Source organism: Paludibacterium sp. B53371 (assembly GCF_018802765.1).
Lineage (GTDB): Bacteria > Pseudomonadota > Gammaproteobacteria > Burkholderiales > Chromobacteriaceae > Paludibacterium.
This window is the reverse complement of record NZ_CP069163.1, coordinates 3,185,224-3,199,735: the sequence shown is the minus strand read 5'-3', so window position 1 is coordinate 3,199,735 and position 14,512 is coordinate 3,185,224. Positions and strand designations below refer to the sequence as shown.

Below are 14,512 nucleotides of genomic sequence, written 5' to 3'. Positions count from 1 at the left end.
CCGATGAACAGACCCCAAAGGTTGGACACCCGTCCAACCTTTGGGGTCTGTTCACAGGCAGTCCTTTTTTGTTGCGCCGCCCGGCGCCGGTCACATCCACGATGAACGCATGTGCTCCGGGGTATAGGCGGTCTGTTCGGTGCAGGCAATCCCCAGGCTGTCCAGCCGCAGTACATAAGACATCGCCAGCGGGCTGACCCGCTGATCCAGATCCAGCACGCTGTAAGCCATGCCCAGCAGCACCTCCAGCATCATGACCGGGCCGGTCAGGAACAGGGTGACATGATCCTGCTCCTGCAAGGCGTCGTAACGATAGTCACGCAACCGCGCCAGATAATGGTGTGCCGGCAGATCCGGCTGTGGCCCGTGCTCCAGTCGATAACGGAACAGAAAGCGATAGCGCCGCTTGATCTCGCGCAGCAGGATGCGCACCAGTCTCGAGCCGGGCAGGGCCGCCAGCAGATTGTTGTTGAACTGCCCGCAGGAGGCCATGGCGGCCATGGCCAGCAGATGCTCACGGGCATGGATGCGGGGGGCGGGCAGGGGGGTGCCATCCCAGCGCCCGGCCAGGTGGTGCAGGCTGGCCAGCAGATGCGGTGCCTGCGCCTGCAGGGCTTGCCGATAGCAGTCATCCGCGTCCGGGGCAGCAGGGCCTGCCGGCCTGAGCGACTGACGCCGTTGCAGGAACAGTTCGGCCCGGACAATCGACTGAATGTTGCCGTTGGCCTGATCCGACAGGGGGCCGAAGACGCCGTCCAGCGAGGGCAGGGTGTCCACGTCGACATACACGCCGCCATGCCGGTAGAGCAGCAACAGCCGCAGGATGTCAGCCGCCGCTGCCGCATTGGCGCGCAGACAGAGCTCCTGATGATAAATCCGCGCAAAGAACGGCTCGAAAAACAAACCGCGCTCCTGGCGGATATCCCGCAGCACATACTGACACTGCAGCGCTGCCAGGCGTTGTTGCGACAAGAGCAGATCCGCCTGCAGCCTGGCGGATTCGCGCGGCGCCAGTTGGGCGCAGGCACCGATCAGCGCCTGATCAAAGGTCTTCCCCTGCATCATTCCGGCATCGATCAGGCGCTTGAAGTGATCCTGGTATTGAATCCACTCCGCTGCCGGCGTATCGGTACGCAGCGGATAGAGCGCATGGAACAGCCGGCGGTAGTGGTTGAACAGCAAAAAATGGCTGTCGTAATAAATACGCACGCTGCCCTTGCCCTGCAGGGCTTCCTTCCAGACGTCGATATAGGCCAGGGCGGCGGGCGGCAGACAGCCAATCCAGATGAAGAAAACGTCCTGCAGCAACTGGCTGCCTGGTGGCGGACCGGGATGCGCCCGGGCCTCATCGCGCAGTATGGCGATAATTTCCCGCTCTGCGCCGCAAGCGAGCAAGGCTTCGAAGCGAAGGGCCAGTGCCGCAGCCCGTTTTTTCTGATCATGGCAGTGGAATCGTGGCAAGTTGATCTCCTTGTGCCATACCCGACAGGGAAAGATCCTCAGGCATGGTCGATCACTGCACCACCGCGTGCAAACAGCGGCAATGTCTGCCTGATTTGGACGCAGGCCGTGCGATGGATGGGCTGCATAGTCAATCGCCGATCATGCGTGGCGGCAAGTGCAGGTGATCGTCATGAAGAAAGGTGCAAGCATTGGTCGATTGCCATGATTTAGCCAATCGGTACGGGACCCGCGCCGTGTCTTTTTCCGGGCCTTAAACCGGAATAATCCCCACCCTGTGCGCTGAACCAAGTCTGCCGGCTGTCTCTCCTATCAGCAGGCATTCCAGCAGCACTGAATGCCTGTCTCTCAGCGCAGCATGCTGCCTGAGCTTAACCTTGTGAAGGAGCAGAACATGAAACAAGTGACATGCAAGCAAATGCGGTTTATCTCCGACGATGCCTTGCGGCAGGTGTCTGGTGGTTTGGCGGCATCGCAGGGGGTTCAGCACCGTCTGCGTCGCAGCCCCAACTGCGTGGCGGGTGCCTACAACGTGAACCAGGGCTACGGCTCCGGCCACAATGCGGGCGGCTATGGTGGGGATGGCGAGAGTGACTACTCGGCGCCGGGCGGGGACGACGACGACTAACCCCCTGTCTGGCGCAACGGCTGGGGATGATGCCCGGGCAGCATACGCTGCCCGGGCATTTTGTTGGCAATCTCAGGCATGGCGAACCGGCAGGGAAGCCAGAAAGGCATCGGCCGAGGCCGGAAACAGTCCTTCAATTTGCGCGAGGTCGCGATCGCCGGAAAGCAGGCCCGGCCGGTCATTCAGGGTCTCGACCCGGAACAGTGCCATGCCGCGACAGAAACGGCCATCCGCCGAGCTGAATCGCCGGTCATACAGGACATGCAGACGCCCCGGCTGCGCGGGCGCCGCGACACCAAACAGATCATGGCGGTTTTGCCAGGAGGGCGTACCCACATCCAGTTGATCCGCCAGCCTGCTGAAACCGGCAATCAGCGAGGGGATGTCGGCGGTTTTCAAGGCATCGGACGAAATCGCCCGCTTGTCCCTGCGTCCGCCCGGGTCCTGAATGTTCTGCTGATCGCGATAGACCGGTGGTTTATCGCTGCTCCATGTCAGGCCGCACAGGGAGTAGGCCCAGGCGTAAGCCAGGCTGCACAGCATGAGGACTGCGCAGGTGATGACCCTGCACCTGGGTGGGTAATGTTCATGTTTTATCCAATAAAAACCCGAATTTGCGGAAATTTAATATCTATATGTATTTGGTGATTATTGTTTGAATGGCTGTCCATACTCCAAGGTGGGCAGATTATGTCAAGCGCCCTTTCGTTCGTTGCCGTATTGAGTGGTTTTATTTTTAATTGAAATTTAATTGATGAAATCAGAAAAAGCTGCCATGCCAGGGGAGGAACAAAGCAGGTTGCCCGCTTTCATAGCTGAGCGCTCGGTGATGGATGGGTGCATATTCTTGTTAACTTCATTTTGTTTTTATACATATTAAGGAGATAAACATGAAACAAGTGATTTGCCATCAAATGCGGGTTATCAGCGAAGAGGAGTTGGCGCAGGTGTATGGGGGAGGTATTGAGGCTGGAGGTTTGGCTGATCGAATCAAGAATGGTGCTCAGAGAGTCCTCAGTGGCAGTGCAGGGTGCGTCGCAGGGGCTCAGCGCGCTGCGCAAGGAAGGAGTCCTGGCCGATACCCGGGGTAGCGCAACGAGACTCAAGTCATCCGCCGGACAATGCCTGTCATGACGGAGACGCTCAGGAGCGTCACTTCTCCTGAGCGTTTGTTTTTGCAGATCAGGGGACCAGCGCCGCAAGAAACGCATCGGTCCTGGCTGGGGACAGCGCGTCGATCTGATCGATATCGGCACCTGTGGCCGACAGGTAGCGATGACGTGCCGGGTTGTAGATGAGTCGCACCGCATGCTGTTGCTGGCCCTGCTGGCTTTGCAGGGTACTGGTCAGGGTGATGGAGGGCATGCCTGCCGTGCTTGCATCACCATCGGTGGCAGAGACTTGCATTCGGGTGTTGATCTGGCGGCAGGGAGATGGCTGTCCGGTCTTGCATGGCCCATCCGGCGGCATCAGTGAACTGATGAAGTGCTGCGCCAGCAGCAAGCGCTGATTGCGCAGACTCAAGGCGACCAGGCCGGTATCGCTGCGTTGGTAGCCCCGCGTGGTGGTGCCGGTTTTGTTGAAGCTGAACAGCGAGATCGGACCATACAGTGTCTGATCTTCATAGCTCACCTTGCCGCCAGGGGGGGACACCACCACTGGCAATGGGCGCCCTTGCGGGATGACGCGGTTGAGGGTGGGGTCATAGCGCAGCGGCTGAATGGCCAGTACCTGCACAGGCTGATGGCCCTGCGTTTCGAAGCGGAAAACCAGCGCGCCCTGGTGAAAGCGCTCCGAGTCTGGCTCCTGAAAGCGCAGATACTCGACGATCTCCAGCCGGCCCGCCCCACCGGGCACGGCAACACCCAGCAAGTCACGCGGTGATTGCCATTGCGGCGTGCCTTCATATTGCGCCTTGCCCAGGTCGCGGGTACCGGGTACCAGGTCTGGCATGGTGGCCTTCTGATAGGCGAGATAAGAGGGCTCCTGTTTGTTTTTCTGCGGCAGATAACGGCTGGGGGGCTCCGCTTGCCAGCGATAACCATCACTGTGATAGAACCAGTAATATCCCATGCCGATAAAAATAAGAGTGCCGATTATTATCGTGCGCTGTTTGTTTGCCATGGCAATATTTTATTCGTGGTCAATTTGAATAAACAAAAAGTAAAACTGTCTGATTAAATAACGGAATATTGACCATGGCTATTTATATTCGTTCCTGATGGGGCGCTGTCAAAAATCAGGGGGATAAAATATCGCCGAGCGGAAAATGATCAGGGTTGCTGTTTCAAATGGCTTCGTTGCACAAATCACGGCCCGGGCAGACGGGGCAGGATGATGGCATGAGCAAGCCCGTCTCGCCAAAGGACAAGACCACGAACTGGAAAGCCGACAACGCAGCGCTCAAAGCGCACGGTTGGCCAGATGATCTGGCCGGACCGTGACATGAACTGGCCCGGCAGTCCGCCAGGTCAGCGTGGCCGTAGGCAGACCTTCAGTGATGTCGCCATTCCGTTCTGCCTGACAACCAAATGCCTGTTCAACCTTGCGCTGCGCCAAGCCCTGGGCTGGTGCACGCCGCCCCTCAACAAATTGCCATTCCGGTCGATATTATGCATAAGTAATTCAAATTAAAATTTCGATATGACGATTGTTTCGCCCCTGAGTACCCCTCCTGCCACCGCCTCCTGGCCGCCGTCCTATGTCGCGCCGGCCAGCGCATCCGGCAGCAGTGATTCTCCCTCGACCGTGGTGACGCTGGGGGCGGTCGCCGATCCGGATGTGGTGACTTACACGCCCTCGCTCAGCCCGACCTTGCCCGCCGTCGTCTGGCAGCGAGATGAGCACGATGCCCTGTCCGCCCTGCTGGCGCAGAACTTCCGCCTGAGTTCGCAGAAAGACCGCTTCCAGGGGCTGGGCGCAGCCGTGATGCAGCGGCTGGGCAATGACACCAGCAATGATGCCCAGAGCATCCGTCTGGCGGTGCCCTTGCCGGTCGAGAGTACGGCCCTGTTCACCCGGCAAGGCAGTCTGCATGTCAAAACCGTCGGCGGCGGCGAGGTGATGGTGACCCTCAGCCAGCAGAATGACCGGCTTGGGGTGGAAATCGTCAGCCACAATGCCATCAGTGATCAGGAGCGCGAGGCACTGGCCGGGCTGGCGCAAGGCTTTCAGCAAGCGCTGGATGGTCTGTCGGAAGAGCCGCCAAGGCTGGCGATGACCGGGTTGCTGCAGTACGACAGCCAGCTGCTCAGCGCGGTGGACTTTCAGGCGGATCTGAAACCCTCCGGCACCGCCCATATGCGCTACAGCTTCCATGTCGATCAACAGACCCGCAGCCTGACGATCGAGGGTACCGCCGGCAAGGTGCAGCTCAACGTCAACACCCGGGACCTGCGCCTGTGGGGCAGCCAGTCGCAGCAGGCAGCGACCGTCGATCACTATCTGCAGCAGTTCGATCAGGCCGGTCAGCGCGGCCATGCCGATGAAGAACTGATCAACTGGCTGAAGGTCGGCTTCACCCAGCTCAATCATCAGGACAGCCAGGCAACCGAGACCCGCCACCCCTCGACGCTGAATGAAGACGATCACGCCCTGTTGAGCGGTCTCGCCGACTTTTCCCTGGCGATCAACGCCACCCCGGTCCAGCCCAACGCCAGGCGCATGGACGAGTGGCAGACCTTCTCCTACCAGGCCTCGCAACAGACCGAGATCGATGACAAAAACCCGGCCGAACGTCAGGTGGTGCAAAACCAGCAGACGCAGCTCAGCGCCAGCTTCCATACTGCCGTGCCCGGGGTGCCGCTCGATTTCAAGCATGGCGACTACGTCTATAACCAGATTCAGGACAGCGCCAGCACCCGTACTGCCTTCGGCTACCACAAGGCACAGCTGGCCTATGCGACCGTCGAAAAAGCCGCCAGCCAGCGCACCCGGCAGCAAACCTATCTGGCGGCACAGAAAGTCAGCGATACCACACGGGAGAAACCCGGCCACCTGCACGTTGACCTGATGCCCCTGCTGAGTCCGGATCACCATGCTGACCAACTGAAAACCGAAGCCGAGCGGCAGGCCGAGCATGCGCAGCGACTGATCCAGGCTCATGGCCTGATCCAGTTGCCGGTGCTGTCTTCGCAGCTGGTGTGATGTCCGCAGAAATAGCGATGCAAAATAAACGATTAGCTGATAATATGACGCTCGTCATTGGGGAGTAGCCGCCCTCCGTCAGCGAGAGGGACTTGCATCAACAGACTTGCCGCATGCGGCATGGTGCAAGTGATCCGGGATTTGGCAAGACCTTTGATCGCATCGCCGCCGTCAGGCCGGGGTGAGCATGCGATCATTGTCTGTTTGCCGGCCCGGATTTTTTTATGCTGCAATCTTTTCTTGTTTCGACCAGTCTGGTGGCCCTGGCAGAAGTGGGTGACAAAACCCAGTTGCTGTCGCTGATCCTGGCCGCGCGTTATCGCAAACCCCTGCCCATCATGCTGGGTGTCCTGGTGGCCACCCTGGTCAATCACGCCTGTGCCGGCGGCGTCGGCGCCTTGTTGGCCGATCTGCTGAATCCCAAAATCCTCAACTGGCTCATTGTGGCATCGTTCGTGCTGATGTCGGGCTGGATCCTGATTCCCGACAAACTGGACGAGGACGAAGTCAGCCTGCCCAAGCGCGCCATGGGGGTGTTTGCCACCACGGTCGTGGTGTTCTTCCTGGCAGAAATGGGCGACAAGACCCAGGTGGTGACCATCGCCCTGGCGGCACGCTATCAGGATTACTTCAGCGTGGTGGCCGGCACCACCATCGGCATGATGCTGGCCAATGTCCCGGTCATCTATCTGGGCAGCCGGTTTGCCGAGCGTCTGCCGACCCGGAAAGTACACTTGCTGGCTGCGGCCATCTTCGTCGTACTCGGTCTGTTGGCCCTGCATCATGCCGTGACCACCACCCCGCTGTGGGGCTGAGGCGTCAGCCGGTGCCGGCCACCTCGGGCGGCACCAGACGGCTTTGCAGCATGTCTTCCGCCATCAGGCGCGCCACCTTGCGCAAATGTACCTTGTCCTCCCAGGACAAGTGCTTGGGCTTGAAGTCCAGCAGGCAGAGCGTGCCGAACGGCTTGTCTGGCTGAAGCGCCAGCGGCGTGCCGATGTAGTAGCGCACCCTGGGCTCCTGGCATACCAGGGTGTGATCGCTGAAGCGGGGGTCCTGCAGGGTATCCGGGACTTCAAACACATTGCCGTCGGCCAGGGTCTGATGGCAGAAGCTGAAGGTCTCCGGAATAAAGATCTCCACCAGCTCGCGGTGGCGCTTCACCCACTGCTGTTCGGCATGGATGACGGTGATCATCGCCTTGTAAACATCAAAGCGGGTGCGACAGTAGGCCGCCAGAATATCAATGCGGTCTTCCGGTTCAATATCGGTAAACAACAACTCACGCAGGACGTTCATGCTGGAACTCGGCTCGGACAGGGCGCCAGGTGGATGATAGATCATGGCGCCAGACCTGCATGGCCGGAGACAGGCTCAAAGACCGCTGCCCAGATCGCACAATACCTGGTAGCGACGATCCAGCCAGGCAAGAAAACGTGCGCCGAAGGCGCTGACCCGACAGCCGCCACAGCCATTGGATTCGATGAACTGACTGGCACACAGGGCCGGATGACTGAACGCCTTGAAATCGAGCGGGTTGTGCTGCAGCTGCCGCAGCGCTGCGATATCCGACTGGCTCAAGCGCCTTTCCATGACTTCCTCCAAACCACATCTGGGGTGGCTGAGACCGAACTACACTAGTTCTAGTCGCTGCGCTGCGAAATGCAACAAGAAAATGGGGTGATGCAGCGCAAAAGACACAAGATATGGTCCGAGCAGTGTCACGGCCGTTGCGGCAGCGGGCGCAGTCCGTCTTCATCCTGCAACCAGAGCGCTGCGCCGCCCTGTGCCTTGGCCTGATACATCGCCTGATCCGCCCGCTGAACCAGCTGCTCGCTGCCGGCCGTCCGGTCGGAATAAAAGGCCACGCCGATGCTGGCATTGACCGTCAGCGTACGCGTCCCGGCCTGACGCACCAGATGGATACGGTGGCGCAGCGCATGCAACTGCGGCTGCAATTCCGCCAGTGTCGCGCCGTGTGTCAGCAGCAAGGCAAACTCGTCACCGCCCCAGCGCGCCACCAGATCCCCGGGCTGGCACACCGACTGCAGCTGCTGAGCCACTTCGCACAGCACCAGATCACCAGCCTCATGGCCCAGGGCATCATTGATCTGCTTGAAGCCATTCAGATCGATGAAAGCCAGCGCCAGCCCTGTGCCGGTCTGTAGCTGCCGCTGCAACTGCTCGGCAAACAAGGTCCGGTTGGCCAGGCCGGTCAGTCCGTCGAAGAACGCCAGCATGCGTAGCTTGCGCTCGGCCTCCTTGATGCGGCTGATATCCGTCAGCACCCACACCGAATGGGCGCCACTGTCATTGGCGGCCAGCCGCGTGACCGAAACCAGCACCGGCAGGGGCGGGCGGTCCGGCCGCCAGATTCGCAGCTCCCCCTGCCAGTCCTGTCCGTCGGCCAGCATGGCCTGCAGATCACCGGCACTCAGGGCGCGATCGACCCCGGGCAACAAAAAATGCGGTGCCATCCCCGGCAACTGCTCGCACATGCCCGCCAGCGCCGGATTGACATACAGCCACTGCATATCGGCATCGGCAATGGCAATCCCTTCCGAACTGTGCTCCACCGCCAGCTGCGACAACTGCAGCTGCGTCTTCAGCTGCTTGTGCTCGGTCATGTCGATCACCGTGCCCCACAGATGATCGATCTGGCCATTGGCCAGCTGGTGAATATGATTGCGCTCCAGCAAATGGCGAACCTGCCCGTCCGGCCGCACGATGCGATACTCGATATCAAACGGCTGGCCCCCCTGCATCAGCCGGTTCAGATCCTCGCGTACCCGCTGGCGGTCCTCCGGGTGGACACAGCGGAAATACCCTTCTTCGGTCGGCACGAAATCACGCGGGTCCGTACCGAAAATATCGTGCACCGCCTGGCTCCACTCCAGCCGCCCGCTCTCGCTGTGCAACACCCAGGAGCCGATGCCGGCGTCACTTTCCGCACTCTGCAGCAGCTTGGCGGCCAGATAGTACTGCGGGTGATCGGGGAACTGATCCTGAGGACGCCGCAGCACCAGCAGCACCGCGTGCTGCTGCGGCAGGGCACTGGCCGTGATCACCAGCGGCAGGAGCTGATCCGCCGCGGCCTGCCAGTCATGCTGTCCCAGACTGCCGCTGGCGCAGGAGTCTTGCGCCAGCATCAGCGCACGCCAAACCGGGGCTTGCAGAATATTGCCCTGTGGCAGCCATTGCAGGATGGGGGTGCCGATCAAACCTGCCGGCGCATCCGGATGCAAAAAGCGGCAGCGGGCGTTGGCATGGCGGATGATGCCGTGCGCGTCTACCACCAGCACGGCATCCGGCAGGGCCTCCAGCCAACGGCGCGCGCGCAGCCCGCCCGGGAGGACCAGACCAAGGACCAGCAGCAACAGCAGGCTGGTCACGGCAAGCAAGAAAACCAAGACATGACTCCAGATCAGCGAGCAAACCACCTCCCCGTCCATCGTCTGGCTGCGGTCGCGAAGGGGGTGTATGAGAGTTGCATAAAGAATAGCAAACAAACACGTCGCCCGTGTGACGGAGACAGGCAAGCTGGCAGTCCGACGACAGTCTTTGGAGACATTATCCGTAAATGCCAAAATCGCTTATCATTCACCATGACAATGGCCTAATAAGAGGTGGCATGGTGAAAGGGTGGCGGTGAAAGGTCGCGCAGTCACGGAGGGAAGCTCCGCCGCAAGTCGGTGGCAACAGCGGTGGTCGCATTGGCTGGAACGACTGCGCCTGGCGGGCCGCGCCACGCGCCGTCTGGTGCACTGGGCCGATTTTCACGCCATGCGTGCTGCGATCAGCCAACTGCTGCTGCACGGCGAGGATGAGCCGGCTTTGCTGGCCCAGATCGTCGACAGCGCAGTCCGCATCGGCGGCTTGCAGCTGGCCTTCATTGCCCAGCCGAATGCGGACGGCGACTTTCGCATCCTGGCCGCCAGCGGCGATCTGACCTGCCTGGACGTGCTGACCGGTGGTGAGCAGGACGAGTCACCCACCCGGCAGGCCTGGCAGCGCGGCGACATGGTGTTGCTGGCCAGTCTGGCCGCGCTGCGGCCACTCGCCCCCTGGCAGCGCCAGGCCCTGCAACAGGGCATCCGCGCCGGCGTCGCCTTGCCCATTCACAAAAATGGTCAGCCCTGGGCCATCCTGGGGCTGTTCCACCCACATGAAGCGCTGGGCGACGATGCCGCCATCCGGCAGGCGATGAGCCAGTTTGCTGCCGACCTGGGCATGGGGCTGGACCGGCTGGATGCCCGTCTGCTGCAGCAGGCCCTGCTGGACAACACGCGCGTCGGCATCGCCCTGGTCCGCTCCCGTATCATCGAACGCAGCAATGCCAACTGCGCGCGCATGCTCGGCTACACGCTGCCGCAACTGGTCGGCCAGTCCGTGCGCGCCATTTACCCGGATGAGCATGAATATCGCCGCGTTGGCGAGGCCTATCACCAGATGCAGCGAGACGGGCGGGTCAGTCTGCATGGCGTGCGCTATGCCCGTTGCGACGGCGACGTCCTGCTGTGCGATGTGACCGGCGTGCGTTTGCAGGGGAGCAGCGACGAGTGGTCGGTCTGGACCATCGAGGATGTCACCCGGCGCGAACAACAGGCGCGGCGCATGCAGACCCTGGTGCAGTTCAATGCCTGGCTGGCCGAGATCAACCGCCAGGGCAGCCTGTGCGACAGTGAGCAGGCGCTGTTTGCCGCCGTCTGCCAGGCAGGGGTCAGTCAGGGCGGCATGATGCTGGCCTGGATCGGTCGTCCTGACCCGGATAACGGTCGCTTCAGCGTGCTGGCGGCAGAAGGGCAGGTCGACTATCTGGCCAATGTGCATATTTCTGCCCTGGCCGGTGTCATCGGTGGCAATGGCCCGACCGGCATCGCCTGGCGCGAGGCCCGTCCGGTATTCGCCGCCCGCTACCATCATCCCGAACTGCAATCGCCCTGGCTGGCCATGGCCCAGCGCCACCGCTTCGGCGCCTTTGCCGCCCTGCCGATCCTGGTCCAGGGCGAGCCCAGTGCTGTCCTGACCGTCTATTGCCAGTACGAAGACGTCTTCGATCACGACAGCCAGCATGTGCTGCAGGCGCTGGCCAGCAGCATCGGCCATGGCCTGCACGAAATCTGGCAACGCCACCGCATCATCAGCCTGCAACACCTCTACCGCGCCCTGATGAGTGAAGGCGACGTCGTGCTGCAGGCGCGCAGCGCCAGCGAAATGCTGCTGCGCACCTGTGAAAAACTGATCGATGGGACACAGTTCCATGCCGTCTGGGTGGGGCGTCCCAATATCGATGGACGCTTCGAGGTTCTGGCCAGCGCCGGCTGCGGCACCGTGGAGCTGCCACAGGTCGAATTGCCGCTGATGCCGCAACAGGGTTGCCCGCTGGTCCTGCGCGCCTGGCGCAGTGCACAGCTGGTGGTGAACAACGATCACCTGGATGACCCGCTGCTGGCCCCCTGGCGTGAATTCAACCAGCGCCACGGATGGCATGCCGCACTGGCAGCGCCGGTCTGGCGCGCCGGCCAGTGCTGGGCGGTGCTGATGTTTGTCTCGCCGCAGCGCGACGTCTTTGACGAGCAAACCATCGAACTGTGCCAATTTGTTGCCGCCCTGCTCGGTCATGGTCTGGACGAAATGGACCTCAAGCAGCGCCTGAGCCTGATGCAGCGCGAAGAGGCCCACCGCGCACGTCACGATGCCCTGACCGGACTGCCCAACCGTTATGCACTGGAACAGCATCTGGAACATGCCATCGCCCTGGCCCGGCGCCAGGGCACTCTGGTCGCCGTCGGCATGATCGACCTGGATGATTTCAAACCAGTCAACGACACCTGGGGGCACGAGGCCGGCGACCGCTTGCTGCAAGAACTGTCACAACGCCTGAAAAAGGCCTTGCGCAGTGCCGACATGCTGGCCCGCCTGGGCGGGGACGAGTTCCTGCTGGTCATCGAGGGCCTGGACGAGCAGCAACTGCAGCAACAACTGCAGCGCGTCTGCGAACGGCTGCATCAGGGGGTGGAGCAGGGCTTCGAGGTCATGCCGGGACAACTGGCCTCGGTGGGAATGAGCATGGGGCTGGCGGTGTTCCCGCGCGATGCCCTGGACCCGGATCTGCTGATGCGCCAGGCCGATGTCGCCATGTATCAGGCCAAGCTGCACAAGCATGAGCGCAGCCGCTGGTGGTGCCAGGCCGGCGAGGTCAGCGATGCCGCCATGGTGGACCAGGTGTTTGACCCTTATGGCGCTGAGGCAGCCGTCTTGCTGCAGCGCCTGCATGCCCCCCTTGAACAGGTCATCCACGAATTCTCCGCCGCCTTTTTCCGCCAGGGACATGCCGGACTGCCGATTGCGGATATCCTCACCAGCCTGGACGAGAGCATGTTGCAGCATCTGCGTCAGGCTCAGGCGCAGCATTGCCGCTACCTGCTGGCACCCGATACCACCCGCGAAGGGATCATCCAGCGCGGCCAGCAGATCGGCGGCGTCCATGCCCTGGTCGGGGTCTCCAGCACCCTGCTGACGCAAAGCCGGGCACTGTTCCGCCAGAAGCTGGGCGAACAACTCAATCGCAGTCTGTTGTCGGCGCGCGAACGCTACCGGGTGCTCCTGGCCGCCGATGCCCGGATGCAGGACGATCTGCAGGCCGAGCTGGAAGGCGCGCAGTCCGTACAGGATGCCTACCAGGTCCTGCTGTCCCGCCCCCTGCCGCCGGAGGACGTGCAGCCGGTCGAAGCCTGGCACAGCGAGCTGGAGGCCATCGGCCAGTTGCCGGGTGTGCTGGCCTGCCAGCTGCTGCGTCCCAATGCACAGGGGATTTTCCAGGTCGAAGCCAGTGCCGGCGACATGGCCGAGCCCATCCGTGAGATTCTGGCCACGCCGGGCATGCAGCCGGTCTTCGATACGCGCGAGCAGGCGGGTCGTGGCGTGATTCCGCTGGCCTGGCGCAGTGGCAACCCGGAAACCTGTGCCGTCTATGGCCGCGACCCGCGCACCGCCACCTGGCACCCGGTACTGGACCGCGTCCCGATTCGCAGCATGGTGGTGATCCCGATTCGCGATGGTAGCGGTGATGCGGCCCATGTGCTGGCGATCCAGGGCCGCATGCCCAATCAGTTCGAGTCGCGCTCGATGCAACAGTTTGCCGCCGGTCTGCAACAACGCCTGTGCACCATCTGGCAACGCTTCAGCCCGGTCGGCCAGGCCGCCGGCATCGAAGAAACCGCCGCCCGCCGCTACCGCGAACAACTGTTTGCCGGCGGACTGGAAATGTTCATGCAGCCGATCGTCTGCCTGCGCAGCGGCAAACTGCGCAAGGTTGAGGCGCTGGCACGGCTGCGCATGCCGGACGGCTCCCTGGTGGCCCCCGGCGTCTTCCTGCCCTTGCTGAGCAATGTCGAGTTTGATCGCCTGTTCCGCCTGGGGCTGGATCAGGCTCTGTACTGGCTGGTGAACTGGGAGGCGCAGGGCCTGACGCTGGAGGTGACCGTCAACCTGCCGCCACACACCCTGCTGGATCCGGCCTGCGTCGCCTGGGTAGAAGAGGCGCTGAACCGCTACGGCATTGCGCCGGAGCGTCTGCACCTGGAGTTGCTGGAGAACCAGAGCATCGACTTCGCCAGTCAGAACCAGGCCATTGCCCGGCTCAACGAGCTTGGTGTGCATCTGGCCATGGACGATCTGGGCTCCGGCTACAGCAGTCTGCAACGCTTGTCCGCCTTGCTGTTCCGGACCATCAAGAGCGATCAGGCGCTGCTGGCACGTGCGCAGGATAATCCGGTTCAGACCCTGAGTCTGCTCGGCGCCATCATCCAGATGGGACGCGATTTCGACTGCGAGGTGGTGGTCGAAGGGCTGGAAGACGAGACCATGGTGGAGGCGGCGGCCCTGCTCGGCGCACACTACGGCCAGGGCTATGCCCTGGCCAGACCGATGCCGGCCGAGGAACTGCTGCGCTGGCAGCAGCACTTCGTGCTCCCGGTGCAGCATGGCCAGATCCAGTCCGAAATGGGCGCCCTGGCGTATCTGTGGTTAGTGATGCACAGCGAAGGCTGCCATCCGCCGCAGCATCTCAATTGCTGCCCGCTGGGACGTTTCCTCGATACCCTCGGACCGGATGCCGATGTGGCGCACTACTGGCACAGCGCCATCCATCAGGGCGAGGGCCGTCAGGAAGCCGCGCAGCGCCTGATGACCTGGCTGGCCGCGCGTATCCGGCAGCGTCATGCTCCCATGCCCGCCTTGCAGCCAGACCTTTTGCCTTCAAACGCAGGGTGAATC

Annotated in this window: 11 protein-coding genes, 1 pseudogene and 1 riboswitch; of the genes and pseudogenes, 6 read left to right on the top strand and 6 right to left on the bottom strand. The window is 62.0% G+C overall.

Translation table 11 applies throughout. The features are described from left to right. Positions 1–90 precede the first annotated feature (90 nt). The gene (locus tag JNO51_RS15230; RefSeq protein WP_215778927.1) at positions 91–1,461 is read right to left on the bottom strand and encodes a TcdA/TcdB catalytic glycosyltransferase domain-containing protein; all 1,371 of its coding nucleotides are present in this window, start codon (positions 1,459–1,461) and stop codon (positions 91–93) included. Between the two features lie 394 nt (positions 1,462–1,855). On the opposite strand from JNO51_RS15230, the gene JNO51_RS15225 reads away from it, so the two are divergent. Continuing rightward, entirely contained in the window at positions 1,856–2,089 is a 234-nt protein-coding gene (locus JNO51_RS15225) for a hypothetical protein (RefSeq protein ID WP_215778925.1), read from the top strand. 72 nt (positions 2,090–2,161) lie between these two features. Here JNO51_RS15225 and JNO51_RS15220 read toward each other — a convergent pair whose 3' ends face one another. Further along, entirely contained in the window at positions 2,162–2,632 is a 471-nt protein-coding gene (locus JNO51_RS15220) for a hypothetical protein (RefSeq protein WP_215778923.1), read from the bottom strand. Between the two features lie 347 nt (positions 2,633–2,979). On the opposite strand from JNO51_RS15220, the gene JNO51_RS17570 reads away from it, so the two are divergent. Then, positions 2,980–3,180 carry a bacteriocin gene (locus JNO51_RS17570; protein WP_215778919.1) on the top strand — a complete coding sequence of 67 codons (201 nt, stop codon included), beginning with the start codon at positions 2,980–2,982 and terminating at the stop codon, positions 3,178–3,180. Positions 3,181–3,271: 91 nt separating this feature from the next. On the opposite strand, the gene JNO51_RS15210 is transcribed toward JNO51_RS17570, so the two are convergent. Beyond that, complete coding sequence (locus JNO51_RS15210; RefSeq protein ID WP_215778917.1) at positions 3,272–4,213, bottom strand: hypothetical protein; 942 nt, start codon at positions 4,211–4,213, stop codon at positions 3,272–3,274. 218 nt (positions 4,214–4,431) lie between these two features. Here JNO51_RS15210 and JNO51_RS17435 point away from each other — a divergent pair. The 3 genes and pseudogenes from JNO51_RS17435 to JNO51_RS15195 form a co-directional block, all read left to right on the top strand. Beyond that, positions 4,432–4,657: pseudogene (locus JNO51_RS17435) on the top strand (transposase); the annotation flags it as partial. 75 nt (positions 4,658–4,732) lie between these two features. After that, positions 4,733–6,235, top strand: a complete 1,503-nt coding sequence (locus JNO51_RS15200; protein WP_215778913.1) for a hypothetical protein — start codon at positions 4,733–4,735, stop codon at positions 6,233–6,235. 47 nt (positions 6,236–6,282) lie between these two features. Continuing rightward, positions 6,283–6,454: riboswitch (yybP-ykoY riboswitch) on the top strand. A 5-nt stretch (positions 6,455–6,459) separates the two neighbouring features. Then, a complete protein-coding gene (locus JNO51_RS15195; protein ID WP_215778911.1) occupies positions 6,460–7,050 on the top strand; it encodes a TMEM165/GDT1 family protein in 591 nt (196 codons plus the stop codon). Between the two features lie 4 nt (positions 7,051–7,054). On the opposite strand, the gene JNO51_RS15190 is transcribed toward JNO51_RS15195, so the two are convergent. The 3 genes from JNO51_RS15190 to JNO51_RS15180 form a co-directional block, all read right to left on the bottom strand. Further along, positions 7,055–7,579 (bottom strand): GAF domain-containing protein, encoded by a 525-nt coding sequence (locus tag JNO51_RS15190; protein WP_215778909.1) that lies wholly within the window; start codon positions 7,577–7,579, stop codon positions 7,055–7,057. A gap of 30 nt (positions 7,580–7,609) precedes the next feature. Beyond that, positions 7,610–7,828: a hypothetical protein gene (locus JNO51_RS15185; protein WP_215778907.1), complete on the bottom strand. Its 219-nt coding sequence runs from the start codon at positions 7,826–7,828 to the stop codon at positions 7,610–7,612. A 128-nt stretch (positions 7,829–7,956) separates the two neighbouring features. Continuing rightward, entirely contained in the window at positions 7,957–9,645 is a 1,689-nt protein-coding gene (locus JNO51_RS15180) for a GGDEF domain-containing protein (RefSeq protein WP_215778904.1), read from the bottom strand. A gap of 373 nt (positions 9,646–10,018) precedes the next feature. Here JNO51_RS15180 and JNO51_RS15175 point away from each other — a divergent pair, with 373 nt between their 5' ends. After that, complete coding sequence (locus tag JNO51_RS15175; RefSeq protein WP_215778894.1) at positions 10,019–14,509, top strand: EAL domain-containing protein; 4,491 nt, start codon at positions 10,019–10,021, stop codon at positions 14,507–14,509. The last annotated feature ends 3 nt before the right edge of the window (positions 14,510–14,512 follow it).